The sequence below is a fragment of the Streptomyces stoeckheimensis genome (assembly GCF_045822005.1).
GTDB lineage: Bacteria > Actinomycetota > Actinomycetes > Streptomycetales > Streptomycetaceae > Streptomyces > Streptomyces stoeckheimensis.
Genome location: NZ_CP169550.1, coordinates 439,479 through 455,384 on the forward strand (window position 1 = coordinate 439,479; position 15,906 = coordinate 455,384).

A 15,906-nucleotide genomic window follows, 5' to 3' on the forward strand; every position below is an offset into this window, starting at 1 on the left:
GCAGAAAATGTCAGGGGTGACAATTGTCAGTCATGACAATTGACAGGGGTGACGACATTGCTAGGCTTCGACGGTGAACCAAGATCCGGCCGCACCCGCCTCCGCTTCCGCACCCGTGCCCGAATCCGGGTCGGAGCCGGGGCCCGAGTCGGAGTCCGGCCTGCGTGAGCGGAAGAAGGAGCGGACCCGCACACTGCTGCGCGAGGGCGCCGCCGCGCTGTTCGCGGAGCACGGTTTCGCGGGCACCACGGTCGCGGACATCGCCGCCTGCGCGAACGTCTCCGAGCGGACCTTCTTCCGCTACTTCGAGAGCAAGGAAGCCCTGCTCCTGCCCGACAGCGTCGACCTGTTCGCGTACGTCGAGGCCGAACTGGCCCGGCGCCCGCCGCAAGAGGATCCGCTCGACGCGGTCTGCAACGCCCTGATCGCCGCGGTGGCCCCGTTCGCGGCGTCCAGCCTCACCGCCCTGACCCACTCCGTGGCCATCGCGGGTGACGAGCGCGTGGTGGCCGCCCAACTCGTGCAGCTCTTCGCCGATTTCGAGGACCGGCTCACGCTCATGGTCCTGAACCGGCTCCCCGCCGACACCCCCGATGCCGACCTGCGCGCCGGGGTGATCGCGGGCGCCGCCCTGTCCGCCGTCCGCGCCGTCCTGCGCACCCAGCGCCGACGCCGCGCGAACGGCACCTTCACCGACACCCCGCCCGCCTCGCTCGTGCTCGAGGCCTTCGCCATGCTCAAGCAGATCGGATCCGCAGCGCAATGAAGCTCCGACGCACCCCCGCACTCGTCACCGCCGGCATCACCGCCGCCCTGGCCGGCGTCTTCGTGGCCGACGTCGCGGTAGAACACACCGCCCAGGAGCGCATCGCACGGGCGGCGGGCTGCCGCCTCCAGGCCCGCGGGCCCGTCACCGCGGAACTCTCCGGCACCTTCGCCGGACTCCGCGCACTGACCGGCCAGGTGGGCTCCGTCCACCTGGCCGCGGAGGGCGTACGCCGCGCCGACACCGACATGGACATCAAGGCCGACCTGTACGACGTCACGCGCGACGGCGGCATCAGCGGCGGCCGGGCGACGGCCACCATCCCCTACGAAGCCCTGCAGAAGCGTCTGGCCGACTCGGGGGACGCCGCCGCGGGTGCGGAGGGGCTGACCGTGGGCGGCGACGCGAAGGGGCTCACCCTCACAGGGACCGTGGGCGGCTTGGGCCTCCCCGTCACCGTGCACGCGAGCACCAGCGCCACGGCGACCGGTGTCACGATCACCCCGACGACGGTCACCGTGCTGGGCCGCGAACTGCCGATAGCCACCGTGAGCGGGCTGCCCGGTGCGGCCGGCCTGGCCGAGCGGCTGGCACCCCGGACCGTGGACGTCGGCGAGCTGCCCGAGGGGGTCAGCCTCACCGGGGTCCGGACGACCGGCGCCGGCCTCACCCTGGACGCCTCCCTCGCGAAGTCCTCCTCGTCGGACACCGACGGGAACCACTGCATGTCGGCGTAGCCCGCAGCCCACGCCCCGCCCTTCCGGTTCGCAAACATCACGAGACACCCGAACCCACCCAATCCACCAACCCACACTCACCCAGAATTGACTTTACGGATTCTTGAAATTTACGCTCCGACCATGCGCAAATCTCCCCCCACCTTCCTCTCTGCCCTCTCCCTCGCCGGCCTGGCGCTCGCCGCGGCCGGTTGCTCCGGCGCCACGACCGACAAGGCCGTGGAGCAGGTCGACAAGGCCGTGAACGAGACCTACGAGGTCACCTACGAGGTGACCGGCAAGACCGTCGACTCCGTCTCCTTCCACGACGGAGGGGGCACGGCCACCGCGCCGAACCTCGTGACCGCCGAGCAGCCGGGCGCCGCGTGGACGAAGACGGTCACCCTGCGCGGGATCATGCCCCCGGCGGTCTCCCCCAGCTCCGTCGAGAACACCGCCGACCTGACCTGCAAGGTCATCTACAAGGGCAAGGTCATCAAGGAGGCCACGGGCGAGGCCGCCACGGCCGGCGGCTGCGTGGCGGTGTCTCCGATCACCGCTCAGTAGGCGGTCCGGCCGCCGGGGCACTTCGTACGGCAACAGACTTGACCTCAAGTCTGCTTGAGGTGTGATCATCGTTCCCATGACCACGGAATCACCGTCCCGCGCGGCGGACATCGAAGCCATCAACCGGCTCGTCGCCACCGTCGAGCACTCCCAGCGGGCCAAGGACCCCGAGGAGTTCCTCGCCCTCTTCCACCCGGACGCGATCTGGACGACGGCCCACGGCAAGGTCCTCGTCGGTCTCGACGCGATCTCGGAGTTCACCCGCAAGGTCCTGCCCGCGGCGAACTGGGACGGCCAGGTCACCTACGAGGTGGTCCACGTGCTCTTCATCCGCCCGGACGTCGCGGCCGTCAAGGTCCGCCAGCGCTACCTGTCCCCGGGCGAGGAGAGCGAGGGCGCTCCCCTGTACGTGGTCGCGAAGCAGCCCGACGGCCGCTGGCTGCTGACCGCCTGCCAGAACACGGGGGTGGTCGCGGACGCGCCCTGAGGCGGAGACGGCGCGGCACGGTCTCACCAGGGGATCGGCCCGTCCTCGGCCAAGAAGGCACCCGTCGGGCCGTCCTCGCCCGCCGTCGCCAGGTCGACCGCCACGGCCGCGCCCTCCTCCGCCGTACGCATCCCGGTGTGGCGGTTGAGGTCGGTCGCGCAGTAGCCGGGACTCACCGCGTTGACCAGGATCCCTTCGGCGCGCAGTTCATTGGCGTAGAGCGCGGTGATCGCGTTCAGCGCGCTCTTCGAGGTGCAGTACGGGAGCAGGATCGAGGAGTACGCGGACCACGGGCTGCCCGGGTCGGCCAGGTGGGTGAGGGAGCCGAGTTCGCTGGACATGTTGACGATGCGTGCGGCGGCGGAGCGGCGCAGCAGGGGGAGCATGGCGTGGGTCACCGCGATGACGCCGAACACGTTGGTCTCGTAGACCTGCCGGACGGCAGCGGCCGGGGTTTCGCTCGGCTTGTGCGGTCCGGCGGCGATCGCGGCGTTGTTGACGAGGATGTCGAGGCGGCCGAACGTGGCGTCGATGTGCTCGGCGGCGGCTTGGACCGAGGTCTCGTCGGTGACGTCCAGCGGAACGAACCGTACGTCGGCGCCGCCCGCGCGGAGCTCCCCGGCCGCCGCCTCGCCACGCGCGGCGTCGCGGGCGCCGATCAGCACGGTGATGCCGAGGGCCGCGAGCCTGCGCGCCGTTTCCTTGCCGATGCCCTTGTTCGCGCCGGTGATCAGAGCAGTCTGCTGCGAAGTCGTCATGGCCCCCAGCCTCCCCTCGCCCACGGGCGGCAGGGAAATGCCGGAAGGCTCTGGATCTATAGTCCACGGATATGAGTGAGCTAGAGGTGCGGGAGCTGAGGTACTTCGTCGCGGTCGCCGAGGAACTGAACTTCAGCCGGGCCGCGCAACGCCTGGGGATGGCGCAGCCCCCGCTGTCGAAGGCGATCGCTCAGATGGAGTCCCGGCTCGGGGTACGCCTGCTGGAGCGCACCACCCGGCAGGTGAGGCTGACCAAGGCCGGTCAAGTGCTGCTCGACCAGGCCCGGATCGCGGTCGACGCGGTGCACGCGGCGGCCCGGCGAGCGCGCCGGGCCGGTCAGCCGACGCCCCGGCTCGTCGTGGCGGTCAAACCGGGAGGCGATGCCGGGTTGCTGCGGGAGATCCTCGCCGCCTACCGGGACACGGGTGCGCATCTGCCGCCGCCCGAAGTCGTCGTCGGCGGCAGCGGGGAGCCGATCGCCATGCTGCGGGACGGCCGCGCCGATGTGGCGCTGCTGCGCAGCCCGTTCGACGGTCAGGGGCTGGATTCCCAGACGCTCGTGGTCGAGCCGCGCCTGGCCGTCCTCCCCGCCGCGCACCGCCTGGCCGGACGCCGGCGACTGCGGCTGACCGACCTCAAGGGCGAACCGATCCCGCGCTGGAAGGGCGCCGCCCACTCCAGCACCGCCTACTGCACCGGATACGACGACGCTGGAGCAGGCGGTGGCCACACGGACTCGGCTCCGGCCGAGACCCCTGAGGGGCCGCTCGTGGCCGGCGTCGAGCAACTCCTGGAAGTGGTCGCGCTGGGGCAGGCGGTCGCGTTCCTGGCACGCTCCACCACCGAGCGGCACCAGCGCCCGGACATCGCGTACCGGCCGGTCACCGGCCTCAGCCCCAGCGCGGTCATGGTCGCCTGGCCGGAAACCTCACGATCCGCGGCCGTCGCCGCCTTCGTCCGAGCCGCCCACGACGTCGCCACCGACCACCCCGACCACATGCCCGCGCTGGTCTGACCCGGCGCACTGACGCCCTGGTCGCGCCGACCACGGTTCCGTTGGTCCCCGAGGCCGTAATCAGCTCGCGCGCGGCATCCGTGGACGGAGAGGACGGAGAGGACGGCTGGACCAATCCGCCAATCCGCCAATCCGCCAGTCCGTCAGTTCGCCGTTCGAAGGACCTCCGGTGAGCAGCCCGCCGTACGCCCCGGCGGCCCGCGCCTCCCTGGACGGGATGGCGATGGGCGATGCCTTCGGCGACAGCTGGTTCACGCTCTCCGGCGAGAACGTCGAGGAGCAGTGGGCGGCGCGCAGGCTCCGGCCCACCCCGTGGCAGCCGCTCGGTGCCTGGTTCCGGGGCGACCCGAAGGTGGCCGCCGAGCAGGCCCGGCTGTCCGCGCTGGCCACGCACGCCCATCCCGAGGCGGTCGCGGGCGTCGTCGCCGTGGCGGTGGCCGCCGCGCTGGCGGCAGCGGGCGCGGGCCACGACGCCCCGGTCCGCGCCGAGTTCCTGCGGGAAGTCGCCGCGTCCGTGCTGGGGTCGGGGTGGCGGGTCTCGGCCCCGGACACCGTGCCGTTCGCCCTGTGGGCCGCCGCGGGGCACTTGGACGACGTGCCGGAGGCCTTGTGGCAGACCGTCGGCGGCTGGAGGGATCGCGGCGCGCGAGGCGATTCCCGCGTGGAGCGGGTGGACGCCCGAGCAGCGAGCTCCGCAGGGCCTTTCCCGGCAGATCATGTGACTACTAGGCTGCCGTGATGGGACATGATCGGGAACGGGAACAGGAAAGCGAACCGGCGAATCATTACGACGGCTTCGCCGAGGCGTACGCGGCGGAGAACGAGAGCAGCCTCGTGAACGCCCACTACGAGCGGCCCGCGATGCTGGCCCTCGCCGGAGACGTGACCGGCCGTCGGATCCTGGACGCGGGGTGCGGCTCGGGCCCGCTCACCGCTGCACTGCGCGACCGGGGTGCGGTCGTCACGGGCGTCGACTCCAGCGCCGGGATGCTGGCGCTGGCCAGGCGCCGACTGGGTGAGGACGCGGCCCTGCACGAGGCCGACCTGCGCGACCCCCTGCCCTTCGCCGACGGCGCCTTCGACGATGTGGTCGCCTCGCTGGTGCTGCACTACCTGGAGGACTGGGGGCCGACGCTGGCCGAGGTGCGGCGCGTCCTCAGGCCGGGCGGCCGGCTGATCGCGTCGGTGGACCACCCCTTCGTGGCCTACACGTTCCAGGATCCGCGACCCGACTACTTCGCGACCGGCAACTACACCTTCGACTGGACCTTCGGCGGAAAGTCCGTCCCGATGACCTTCTGGCGCAAGTCGCTGCACGCGATGGCCGAGGCCTTCGCCACCGCCGGCTTCCGGCTTTCCGTCATCAGCGAACCGCAGCCCGACCCGGCGGCCCGTGAGCTGTTCCCCGACGGCTTCCGCGACCTGTCGAGCACACCCTGCTTCCTGTTCTTCGTCGTCGAGGTACCGCCACAACGCCCGTAACGTTCACGGCGTCCACGGCGTCCACGGCGGATATCGCGGGCGTATCGAAAATCGCATACGCCCTCGCAACGGCCCACCCTCTCCCCTGGGAACATGAACCACAACACCTCCCTGTCACCACCGCCCCGCCGCACGCGCAGGGCCGTACTCCTCGGCTTGGCGGCCCTCGGCCTGGCGGGCGTCCTGTACGTCGTGCGGGGGCCGCTCATGATGTCCGCTCCGAGGTGCATGGCCGGGCAGTGGCACGGGTGCCTCGATACCTTCAACGGCGTGGTGCTCATGACCCTCGTCGCCGTGCCGTTGTCCCTGCTGGTGGTGTGGGCCCTGGCCCGCCGCCGGCGTGCCGCCGGAGCCGGCGTCGCATCGGCGTGGCGGTTGTCGCTGGCCGAGGTGGGCATGGTGCACGGGACGGTGCCGTGGGTATGGATGACCATGATGCCGGGCTCCGGGGCCGGGATCGTCCCCGGCCGGTACAGCCTGGTACCCATCCGGGACCTGCTCACCATGGGGCCGCTCGGGATCGGCGGGAACCTGCTGGTCTTCGCCTCGCTGGGGTTCTTCGCCCCGATGCGGTGGGCGGCACTGGCCTCCGTACCGCGGGTCCTGGCCCTCGGGGCGGGTTGCTCGCTCCTGGTCGAAACGGCGCAGTACGTCCTGCAGCTGGACCGGGTCTCCTCCGTCGACGACGTCCTGGTCAACGCCACCGGCGCCGCCCTGGCCGCGCTCGCGTCGCGCCGCTGGTGGCGCACCACGACGCCGGAGCCGTCGGAGCTGCCCCGCCGCCCCTCGCCGGCACCGGCGCCGACGGGCTGAGCCGCGTACCCGATGCGCGCCGTGCATACGACGGCGATATGTCCCGGTGCTTAGGCTTCGGACATGCGCGTACTGATCGTCGAGGACGAGCCCTACCTGGCCGAGGCCGTCCGTGACGGTCTGCGGCTGGAGGCCATCGCCGCCGACATCGCCGGCGACGGCGACTCCGCCCTGGAACTGCTCGGCATCAACTCCTACGACCTCGCGATCCTCGACCGCGACATCCCCGGCCCCTCCGGCGACGAGGTCGCCCGCCGCATCGTCGCCTCCGGCAGCGGCATCCCGATCCTCATGCTCACCGCCGCCGACCGGATCGACGACAAGGCGTCCGGGTTCGGGCTCGGCGCCGACGACTACCTCACCAAGCCGTTCGAACTGCGGGAACTCGTCCTGCGGCTGCGGGCGCTCGACCGCAGGCGCGCGTACGCCCGGCCCCCGGTCCGCCGGATCGCGGGCCTGCGGCTCGACCCCTTCCGCCGGGAGGTCTTCCGCGACGGACGCTACGTCGCGCTCACCCGCAAGCAGTTCGCCGTGCTGGACGTCCTCGTCGCCGCCGAGGGCGGGGTCGTCAGCGCCGAGGAACTGCTGGAACGGGCCTGGGACGAGAACGCCGATCCCCTCACCAACGCCGTGCGCATCACCGTCTCGGCGCTGCGCAAACGGCTCGGCGAACCGTGGATCATCGCCACGGTGCCCGGCGTCGGCTACCGCATCGACACCCGGCCGGAGCCCGGACACGAGGGAGCGGACCGTGGATAGGGCGCCCGGGTTGAGCGTTCGTTCCAAACTCACCCTCAGCTACGCCGGATTCCTCATGGTCGCCGGCGCTCTGCTGCTCGCGGCGGTCTGGCTGTTCCTCCTGCGATACGTCCCCGATCGGGCGCTCATCGTCTCCGCGGAAACGCCCACCCACGGCGTCTTCCCCATCCGGACCAACCTCCTGCGCGTCTTCGCCCCGAGGGCGGCCGCCGTACTCGCGCTCCTGCTGGTGATCGGCCTCGTGGGAGGGTGGATCCTGGCCGGCCGCATGCTCGCGCCCCTGACCCGGATCACGGATGCGGCCCGGACGGCCGGGAACCGGTCGCTGTCCCACCGGATCCACATGCAGGGCCGACAGGACGAGTTCCGCGAACTCGCCGACGCGTTCGACTCGATGCTCGAACAACTGGAGTCCCACGTGGCCGAGCAGCAGAGGTTCGCCGCGAACGCCTCCCACGAGCTGCGCACCCCGCTGGCCATCTCCCGGACGCTCCTCGAGGTCGCCCGCAAGGACCCGACACGGGACCGGGGCGAACTCATCGAACGCCTGCACTCCGTCAATGCGCGGGCGATCGACCTCACCGAGGCCCTCCTGCTCCTCAGCCACGGCGACCGCGCGGACTTCGCCCGCGAGAGCGTCGACCTCTCGCTCCTCGCCGAGGAAGCCGCTGAAACCCTGCTCCCCCTCGCCGAGCAGCGCCGGATCACCCTCGACGTCACCGGTGGGGCGGCGCGGACCGACGGCTCCGCCGAGCTCCTGCTGCGGATGGTGACGAACCTCGTCCAGAACGCCGTCGTCCACAACCTCCCCACCGGCGGGACCGTGACGGTCCACACCGAGGAGCACGGCGACACGAGCGTGCTGCGGGTCGAGAACACGGGCCCCCGGCTCCCGCCGGACATGGTCCCGACGCTCACCGAACCCTTCCGCCGCGCGACCGACCGCGTACGCACGGACGAGCACGCCGGGGTCGGCCTCGGCCTGGCCATCGTGCACAGCATCGTCCGCGCCCACGCCGGGACCCTCGACCTCGTCCCGGGCCCGTCCGGCGGTCTCCTCGTCACGGTCCGGCTCCCGCGTACCCGGCAGCCAACCCCCATACGCGGCGGAGCGGCCGTCTAGCGGAGGCGGACGAGTTTCGTGCCGAGGGACGGTGCGGACAGGTCCGTCTGGAGTGCCACGGGAACCGTCGGGGCGCCCGGTCCGGTCCCGATGGTCAGGACCCCGATCTCGGTGCCGGCCGGCGCCTTGGCGGGGAGTCCCTTCTCTCCTACGGCCAGCGTCAGTTCGAGCCGCTGACCCGGCACGGCCACGGCGGCCGTGTCCCGGGTGGCCACCACCGGGGTCCGGGTACCGAGCCCGTCGTCCACGTAGCCGACGACCTGGCCCTTCTTGACCACGCCGGCCGAGGTCAGTGCCGCGCGGACGGCCTCGATGACCTTCTTGCTGTTCTGCTTGACCAGTTTCAGGCTGTTGGCTCCGTCGGGGTCGGCGCCGGTGACGTGCTGGTCGAGCATCGTGCCGAGGATCAGCGGGGTCTTGTCGCCCACCGTCTTGTACGCCGCCCACACCAGCGTGCCGCCTGCCGCCGAACTGGAGCCGGTCTTGATGCCCTTGACGCTGAGTCCGGCGATGAGCAGGTCGTCGTTGTTGTTGTTGAGCGGCTCGCTCAGGCCCGGGACGGTGGCGTTGGGAAGCTGGACGATCGCCCGGAAGGCGTCGAACTTCATGACCTCCTCGGCCAGTTTCAGCTGATCGACGGCGGTGCTCACGGTCTTGGCGTCGAGCCCGCTCGGGTCGGTGTACGTGGTGGAGGTCATGCCGAGCGCCTTGGCCTCGGCGTTCATCTTCTCCACGAAGGCGGCCTCGGAGTCACTTCCGGTGTCCCAACGGGCCAGCAGCCGGGCGATGTTGTTGCCCGAGGGGATCATCAGCATCTTCAGCATGTCCTGCTGGGAGAAGCGGGTGCCGGTGGTCAGGCCCGGGATGCGTGATTCGCTCGCCGATTTGCCGTCCGCGACGGCCTTGTCGTCGACCGCGATCTGCGGGCCGCCCTCGTCCTTCTTCAGCGGGTGGTTCTTGAGGATCACGTAGGCCGTCATGACCTTGGCGACGCTGGCCGTCGGCACGGGCTTCTGCTCCCCGAACGTCCCGATGTCGCCCGCGCCGCCGATCCGTACGGCTGCCTGGCCCTTCTCCGGCCAGGGCACGTCGAAGCGGCCGTCGAGGGCGACGGAGGACGCGGCGCCCTCGCTGGTGAGGAGCGCGTCGGGCAGCGGCCGCAACGCCTGTACGACGGCCAGTACGGCGACCAGCAGGAGCAGCAGCGGCACCCAGATCCGCACCCGGCGGGCCACCGTCCGGCCGGGGGTCTCGGGCGGCGGCGGGGTATTGGTGAGCTGCGCGAGCAGATCGAGCGCGGGCAACGGCTGCTCGGTGGTTCCCTCCGGGGCGACCGCCTCCGAGGGGGCGGCGACACCGGGAGCCCCTCCCGTCACGGGGGCGGTTCCCGGAGCCGTCACGCGGGCCGGGGCGGCTGCCGGAGTCGGGGCGGGCCCCGAAGTCCGGCCGGGCACGGGTCCCGAAGCCGGGGCGTCCGCCGGCGCGGCCGGGGCCGGCGCCGGCCGCACGGGTGCCGGGGCGGGCACCGGCCGCAGCGCCCATGAGGGCACCGGCGCCGACGTCGAGGGTGCCTCGTCCAATGACTTGAGGGCGACGAACTGGCTCGTCTTCTCGGAGTCCGACTCAGGACGGGCGCCGGGACCGCCCTCGGGACCGGCTGCCGACGTCGAGGCGGTCTCAGGCTCGGCCCCCTGCTCGGAAGCGGACCCGGGTGCGGGTACGGGGTCGACCGAAGGCGCGGGCACGTCCTGGGCCGCGACCGCGGACGGGGATTCGGAAGCGGACACGGTGTCAGGCACGGCCCTGGTCGAGGGCACGGGCTCGGCAACACCCCCGGCCGCGCGCTCCGCCCCGGGTCCGGATGCGGGTTCGGATTCGGATTCGGATTCGGACGCAGCCTCAGAGTCGTCGCCGGACCGGGGCCCGGGCACAGCCGCAGGCCCGGGCACAGCCCCGGCCGCGGACTCGGAGGCGGCACCGGCCACAGCCCCGGACTCGGCCGCAGTCTCGGTCGCGGACCCGGACCCGGACTCGGACTCGGACTCGGACTCGGCCGCAGTCTCCGTCGCGGACCCGGACTCGGCCCCGGCAACGGCCACGGCCACGGCCACGGCCACAGCCCCGGACTCGGCCGCAGTCTCGGTCGCGGACCCGGACTCGGCCCCGGCCACGGCCGCGGACTCGGCCCCGGAAGCAGCCACGGACTCAGGCGCAGCAGCCGTCCCGGCCGCCGCCCTCGGGGCCGGCACCGTGCGCGGGTCCGGACGCGGAGCGGGCTCCGGATCCGGCCCGGGTGCGGTGCGCTGGGCGGGAGTCGGTGTCTGCGCGTCGTGGGGTCCGGGCGTCCTTCCCGGGTGCTCGTCCTTCGTCGCGCCGGGCGTCTCGCCCTCCACCGGTACCGCCGTCATGCCGTACACCGCCTTGCTCGTGCCGTTCTGGATCAGCCGTCAGTCTCCGTGCCGCATATGCGCAGGTGATGCGCGCCGCATGACCAATTGGTCACAATCCGTCCGGCCCGGCCCGGGCCGGGACCCGTCATCAAACGATCATCAAACGATCACGACCCCATCATGAGCGCCCCGAAGGATCGGCCTTCCCCCACGCATCGCACCACCCAGGAACCGGACACCGCTCATGCACCCCACCAACCCCGACCACCCGGCGCCGTCGAGGCGGCGCCTGCTCGTCAGCGGCGGCGCCCTGTTCGTCACCGCGACCGCCGCTTCCCTGTTGGCCGCCCGGCCCGGCGGTTCCGGACGGAGCGACGACGACCGCGGCCCGGCGACGGGACCGTCCGGGGCCTCGCCCACCGCATCGCCCGCCTCCGGATGGATGCCCGGAGTGACGAGGATCCCCCTGGAGCGGAACTTCGTGCACGGCGACCGCGACGCGCAGCGCGGGCTCGTGCTCCATGTCCAGGAGGGCGAGGGGTCGTTGTACGAGCGGTTCAACACCCCCGGGATCAAGACCTCCTCGCACTTCTGGGTTTCCCGGGACGGGGAGACGGAGCAGTACGTGTCCGTCCTGGACCGGGCCTGGGCTCAGGTGGAGGGCAACGGGGCGTGGGCCTCGGTCGAGACCTCCGGTTTCGCCACCCGGTCGCTCACCGAGGCACAGGTCGACGCCGTCGCCCGGATCTACGCCTGGGGCGCGGGCTCGCACGGCTGGCAGGCGGCCGTCAGCGAGCACCCGGACCGGCCGGGGCTGGGCGTCCACGCCATGGGCGGCGCCGCGTGGGGCGGCCACGCATGCCCCGGCACCCTCCGGTCCGCCCAGCGCGCCGAGATCATCCGCCGGGTGCGCGAGCGGCTGCCCGGCGGGGAGTGAGACGGGTGGACCGGCCTTCGCGCACGTTCACTGACATGAGGTGTCAGTGAACCGGCTCTAGGGTCCGGGCCATGAACCTCATAGTCGAACTCCGTCAGTACACCCTCCACCCGGGCGCCCGGGACACCCTGGTCGATCTCTTCGAGCGGGAGTTCGTCACCGGGCAGGAGGCGGCCGGCATCACCGTGGGCGGCCGGTTCCGGGACCTCGACGACCCGGACCGCTTCGTCTGGCTACGCGCTTTCCCCGACATGGCGGCACGAGCGCGGGCGCTGCGCGCCTTCTACGGCGGCCCCGTCTGGCAGGCCCATCGCGAGCGGGCCAACGCGACCATGACCGACTCGGACGATGTGCTCCTGCTGCGCGGGCCGGGCCTCCCCGCGCCGGCCATCGCGGGGCCCGTCGTCGCGACCATCTGCCATCCCCTGGACCTCACGACCTTCACCGGCCACTTCGAGCAGCACCTGCGCCCCGCCCTGACCGCCGCCGGGACACCCGCGCAGGCGGTGCACGTCTCCGAGCACGCGGAGAACACCTTCCCCGCGCTGCCGGTCCGGACCGGTGAGAACGTCCTCGTCTGGTTCACGGCGGGACGGGCACCGCGCCTGCCGGACCTCTCGCTCCATCTGAAGTCGGCTCCGCGGCAGCTCCGGCTGGAGCCCGTCCGGGGGCTGCGGCCCCCGTCCTGAGGCCTGTCACCGCGTCAGGGCTGCGGGTGCAGGGCCAACAGGGCCGAGCGGTGGGAGACCCAGCCCACGAGGTGGAGCCGTTCCCCGTCGAGGACGGGGAGTCCGCCGCCCTCGCTGTCGGAGAGCAGCGGCAGCGCCTCCTGGAGGGACTGGCCGGCGAGCAGGGCCGGCGGGTGGTCCCGTACCGTCTCGACGGGCGTGTTCTCGGGGAGGCCTTCGTGCAGGGCCCGGGAGAGGGCGGGAGCGCCGACCGAACCGGCGTAGTGGCCGTGCCGGTCGACGAGCGGGAGGCGGCCGGCGTCCGCCTCGATCATCGCCGTGATCGCCTCGCGCAGGCCGGTGCCGGGTGCGAGGGCGGGCGGCGGTGGCCCCATGGCGGCCCGGACCTCGATCGCCGCCGGGCCGGTCAGGTCCAAGTCGACCCCGCGGCGGCGGAGTTTGGCGGTGTAGACGGTGTCCCGGCTGAGCGCGTGGCTGACTCCGGTGGCGACGACGACCGCGATCATCAGCGGCAGGATGATGCCGTACTCGCCGGTCAGCTCGTAGATGATGACGACGGCGGTGATCGGCGCGCGGGCCGATCCGGCGAAGACGGCGCCCATGCCGATGACGGAGTAGGTCATGGCCGAACCGGTCACCCCGGGGGCGAGGCCGTCCATCGTCTGCCCGAAGGCGCTGCCGAGCATGGCGCCGACGAAGAGGCTGGGCGCGAAGACGCCTCCCGAGCCGCCGATCCCGATGGTGACGCTGCACGCGATGATCTTGCCGACGAGCAGGACCAGCAGGAATCCGATCGCGTACCCGCCCACCGCGGCCTTGCCGAGCACCGGGTAGCCGACCCCGTACATCTCGGGCAGGGCGAGCAGGATCGCGCCCAGCACGATGCCGCCGGCTGCCGGGCGCAGCCACTCCGGGCCGTGCCAGACGGAGTCGCAGAGGTCTTCCACCCCGTAGAGCACCTTGGTGAAGAGCACCCCGACGGCGCCGGCCACCGCGCCGAGCAGGACGTACAGGGCGTACGCGGCCAAGTGGCCGGCGTTCACCGGCGCCAGGTCCAGGAACCGTTCGTCGCCGAGGGCCGCGCGTCCGATCACACTGGCGGTGACCGAGGAGACGGCCACGAGGCCGAAGGCGCGGGCCGTGAAATCGCGCAGGATCAGTTCCATGGCGAAGAAGACGCCGGCCAGGGGCGCGTTGAAGGTGGCGGCGATGCCGCCGGCCGCGCCGCAGGCGACGAGCAGCCGCATCCGTTCCTCGCTGACGCGCAGGAGCGATCCGGCGGTGGAGCCGAGGGCGGCCCCGATCTGGACGATGGGCCCTTCGCGGCCCACGGAACCGCCGCCGCCGATGCACAGCGCGGACGCGAGCGATTTCACCACCGCGACCCGGGGCGGGATCCGGCCACCCTGGCGGGCGACCGCGTACATCACCTCGGGGACGCCGTGGCCGCGCGCCTCCTTGGCGTAGCGGTAGACCAGCGGTCCGTAGAGCGCGCCCGCGACCACGGGCGCGAGCAGGACGAAGTACGGGCCGAGCCAGGGCACGTAGGGGTTGTCGGCGTGGCCGGCGGAGGAGTAGTCGTCGTGGCCGGACAGGGCCCGGGTGAAGACCTCGATGAGCCAGCGGAAGCCCACCGCGCCCAGTCCCGACCCGGCGCCCACGAGCACCGCGGGCAGCAGCATCGCGGCCTGGGTGCGGTTCAGCGCGTCCCGTGCCGCATCCGCCGAGAACGGACCCATCTCCACTCCTCAGGAACCGATCCACTGTCGATCGCGCGCCCCGGCCCCTGACCACGATCCCCCGAACCCCCCATCCAACGGGCCGCCCCGCGGCGGGACCCGGAGGCGGGCCGGAGGTACACCCGCCCGGCGTAGGGGGTGTCTTGCCGATCAGGCCGGGAGGGTGCGGTGCCTGGCCGAAGGCCGACCCCCGTCCTTCCCCGGTCCCGTACAGTCCGTGCTGCCGCCGGCCCGGCGCGGGCGGCAGCCGGCCGACGAACGGACGAACAGGGGAACAGTGATGGCCATCGAAGCCGGTCCCGTGGGGCGCCTCGCTCCCCCGGTCCCCGAGCTGGAATCCTCCGTCGTGGAACGGTGGAGCGCGGGGGGAGGGCAGCTCGTCGAGCTGCTGGCCAAGGTGTGCGGACGGCTCGGCGGGGTCGGCGCGTTCCGGCTCGGGGACGGCGGTTCCGCCGGCCGGCCGACCGTGCTGGTCACCGGTCCCGAGGCGATCCAGCACGTGCTGGCCCTCAATCCGCAGCGCTACGTCAAACGCTCGCACCGTGCCCGGCTGCTGGTCGGCGAGGGCGTGCTCTCCGCGACCGGTGAGGCGTGGAAGCGTCAACGGAAGCTGCTGCAGTCCCAGTTCACGGGGACCGGGATGCGCCGCTACGAGCAGCGGATCGCCGGGGCCGCCCGGATCGCCGCCGGGCGCTGGGCCGCGTACGCCCGTACCGGGGAGGTCTTCGATGTCGGCGAGGAGATGCGGCGCTTCGCCCTCGACACCATCTGGCGCTCCCTGACCGGGCACCCGCTGGACGCGGACACCGATCGCGAACTGGGCTCCGTGGCGGCCGTGGTGGCGGCGCTGCCGACGCTGCCCGCCGATTCCGCCGACGCCGGGGCGGCGGTGGCCGAGGATCTGGCCAGGATCGACGCCGTGGCCCACCACGCCATCGCCGCCGCCCGCCGGGGGTCCGCGGGCCCCGACGGGCCGGGGCTGCTGCACCTGCTGGTGGAGGCGTCCGCCGAACGGCCCGAGTACACCGACCGGTTGATCCGCGACGAGCTGGTCACGCTGCTGGTCGCCGGGCACGAGACCACGGCCACCACGCTGACCTGGCTGTACCTGCTCCTCGACCGCCATCCCGAGGCCCGCGCGTGGGCCCTCGCGGCGGGCGCCGAGGGCTCGGCCGAGCGCCGGGAGGCGATCCAGGCCCTGGTCAGCGAGACCCTGCGGCTGTACCCGTCCGCCTGGATCCTGCCCCGGCACGCCATCGAGGACGACGTCCTGGCGGGCTACGCCGTCGAGGCGGGCACGGACGTGGTCGTCTGCCCGTACCTCGCACACCGCGACGCGGTGCTGTGGCCCGATCCCGAGCACTTCGACCCGCTGCGCTTCACCGCACCGGGCGGCCGGCCGGCCGTCCCGGGCGCGTACGTCCCCTTCGGCATCGGCCCCCGCGCCTGTCTCGGGCTGCAGTTCGCGCTGCGCGAGTCGACGGTGCTGCTGGAGCACCTGCTCCCGGCCCACGTGCCGGCCTTCCGGTCCGTGCCCGAGGGGGCCTCCTACAGCATCACGGTCCGGCCGGACGGTCCGACGCCGGCCACGCTCGCGGCTCACCCGCTCACGGCTCACCCCGACCGAGGGCGGTGAGGACTCCCACCTCGGTCACCGGACCCCC

The 15,906-nt window shown here is 72.7% G+C and carries 16 protein-coding genes; 13 read left to right on the forward strand and 3 right to left on the reverse strand.

The features are described 5' to 3' along the window. The first annotated feature begins 73 nt into the window (after nucleotides 1–73). The 4 genes from ACE1OC_RS01995 to ACE1OC_RS02010 all read left to right on the forward strand — a co-directional run bounded on the left by ACE1OC_RS01995 (nucleotide 74) and on the right by ACE1OC_RS02010 (nucleotide 2,536). Nucleotides 74–766: a TetR/AcrR family transcriptional regulator gene (locus tag ACE1OC_RS01995; protein ID WP_407835488.1), complete on the forward strand. Its 693-nt coding sequence runs from the start codon at nucleotides 74–76 to the stop codon at nucleotides 764–766. After that, entirely contained in the window at nucleotides 763–1,503 is a 741-nt protein-coding gene (locus tag ACE1OC_RS02000; RefSeq protein WP_407835489.1) for a DUF2993 domain-containing protein, read from the forward strand. Before ACE1OC_RS01995 ends, ACE1OC_RS02000 begins: the two co-directional genes overlap by 4 nt. A gap of 123 nt (nucleotides 1,504–1,626) precedes the next feature. Then, the gene (locus ACE1OC_RS02005; RefSeq protein ID WP_407835490.1) at nucleotides 1,627–2,049 is read left to right on the forward strand and encodes a hypothetical protein; all 423 of its coding nucleotides are present in this window, start codon (nucleotides 1,627–1,629) and stop codon (nucleotides 2,047–2,049) included. A gap of 76 nt (nucleotides 2,050–2,125) precedes the next feature. After that, nucleotides 2,126–2,536 (forward strand): SgcJ/EcaC family oxidoreductase, encoded by a 411-nt coding sequence (locus ACE1OC_RS02010; protein ID WP_407835491.1) that lies wholly within the window; start codon nucleotides 2,126–2,128, stop codon nucleotides 2,534–2,536. A gap of 23 nt (nucleotides 2,537–2,559) precedes the next feature. Here the strand turns inward: ACE1OC_RS02010 and ACE1OC_RS02015 are convergent, their stop codons facing one another. Then, nucleotides 2,560–3,294 carry an SDR family oxidoreductase gene (locus ACE1OC_RS02015; RefSeq protein WP_407835492.1) on the reverse strand — a complete coding sequence of 245 codons (735 nt, stop codon included), beginning with the start codon at nucleotides 3,292–3,294 and terminating at the stop codon, nucleotides 2,560–2,562. Nucleotides 3,295–3,365: 71 nt separating this feature from the next. On the opposite strand from ACE1OC_RS02015, the gene ACE1OC_RS02020 reads away from it, so the two are divergent. The 6 genes from ACE1OC_RS02020 to ACE1OC_RS02045 all read left to right on the forward strand — a co-directional run bounded on the left by ACE1OC_RS02020 (nucleotide 3,366) and on the right by ACE1OC_RS02045 (nucleotide 8,487). After that, nucleotides 3,366–4,310 carry a LysR family transcriptional regulator gene (locus ACE1OC_RS02020; RefSeq protein ID WP_407835493.1) on the forward strand — a complete coding sequence of 315 codons (945 nt, stop codon included), beginning with the start codon at nucleotides 3,366–3,368 and terminating at the stop codon, nucleotides 4,308–4,310. Nucleotides 4,311–4,479: 169 nt separating this feature from the next. Next, nucleotides 4,480–5,049 (forward strand): ADP-ribosylglycohydrolase family protein, encoded by a 570-nt coding sequence (locus ACE1OC_RS02025; RefSeq protein ID WP_407835494.1) that lies wholly within the window; start codon nucleotides 4,480–4,482, stop codon nucleotides 5,047–5,049. After that, a complete protein-coding gene (locus ACE1OC_RS02030) occupies nucleotides 5,049–5,792 on the forward strand; it encodes a class I SAM-dependent DNA methyltransferase (protein ID WP_407835495.1) in 744 nt (247 codons plus the stop codon). The genes ACE1OC_RS02025 and ACE1OC_RS02030 overlap by 1 nt, the downstream gene beginning before the upstream one ends. Nucleotides 5,793–5,885: 93 nt before the next feature. Continuing rightward, the gene (locus ACE1OC_RS02035; protein WP_407835496.1) at nucleotides 5,886–6,605 is read left to right on the forward strand and encodes a VanZ family protein; all 720 of its coding nucleotides are present in this window, start codon (nucleotides 5,886–5,888) and stop codon (nucleotides 6,603–6,605) included. 63 nt (nucleotides 6,606–6,668) lie between these two features. Continuing rightward, a complete protein-coding gene (locus ACE1OC_RS02040) occupies nucleotides 6,669–7,364 on the forward strand; it encodes a response regulator transcription factor (protein ID WP_407835497.1) in 696 nt (231 codons plus the stop codon). Between the two features lie 10 nt (nucleotides 7,365–7,374). Further along, a complete protein-coding gene (locus tag ACE1OC_RS02045; protein ID WP_407835498.1) occupies nucleotides 7,375–8,487 on the forward strand; it encodes a sensor histidine kinase in 1,113 nt (370 codons plus the stop codon). Here the strand turns inward: ACE1OC_RS02045 and ACE1OC_RS02050 are convergent. Continuing rightward, nucleotides 8,484–10,274, reverse strand: a complete 1,791-nt coding sequence (locus ACE1OC_RS02050) for a D-alanyl-D-alanine carboxypeptidase family protein (RefSeq protein ID WP_407835499.1) — start codon at nucleotides 10,272–10,274, stop codon at nucleotides 8,484–8,486. The genes ACE1OC_RS02045 and ACE1OC_RS02050 overlap by 4 nt on opposite strands. Before the next feature lie 847 nt (nucleotides 10,275–11,121). Here ACE1OC_RS02050 and ACE1OC_RS02055 point away from each other — a divergent pair. Together ACE1OC_RS02055 and ACE1OC_RS02060 are read left to right on the forward strand one after the other, a co-directional pair. Beyond that, nucleotides 11,122–11,814 (forward strand): N-acetylmuramoyl-L-alanine amidase, encoded by a 693-nt coding sequence (locus ACE1OC_RS02055; protein ID WP_407835500.1) that lies wholly within the window; start codon nucleotides 11,122–11,124, stop codon nucleotides 11,812–11,814. 71 nt (nucleotides 11,815–11,885) lie between these two features. Next, nucleotides 11,886–12,503, forward strand: coding sequence for an NIPSNAP family protein (locus tag ACE1OC_RS02060; RefSeq protein WP_407835501.1), 618 nt, complete (start codon nucleotides 11,886–11,888; stop codon nucleotides 12,501–12,503). 14 nt (nucleotides 12,504–12,517) lie between these two features. On the opposite strand, the gene ACE1OC_RS02065 is transcribed toward ACE1OC_RS02060, so the two are convergent. Then, a complete protein-coding gene (locus tag ACE1OC_RS02065; RefSeq protein ID WP_407835502.1) occupies nucleotides 12,518–14,242 on the reverse strand; it encodes a chloride channel protein in 1,725 nt (574 codons plus the stop codon). Between the two features lie 280 nt (nucleotides 14,243–14,522). Between ACE1OC_RS02065 and ACE1OC_RS02070 the strand changes: the two genes are divergently transcribed. Then, nucleotides 14,523–15,878 (forward strand): cytochrome P450, encoded by a 1,356-nt coding sequence (locus ACE1OC_RS02070; RefSeq protein WP_407835503.1) that lies wholly within the window; start codon nucleotides 14,523–14,525, stop codon nucleotides 15,876–15,878. The last annotated feature ends 28 nt before the right edge of the window (nucleotides 15,879–15,906 follow it).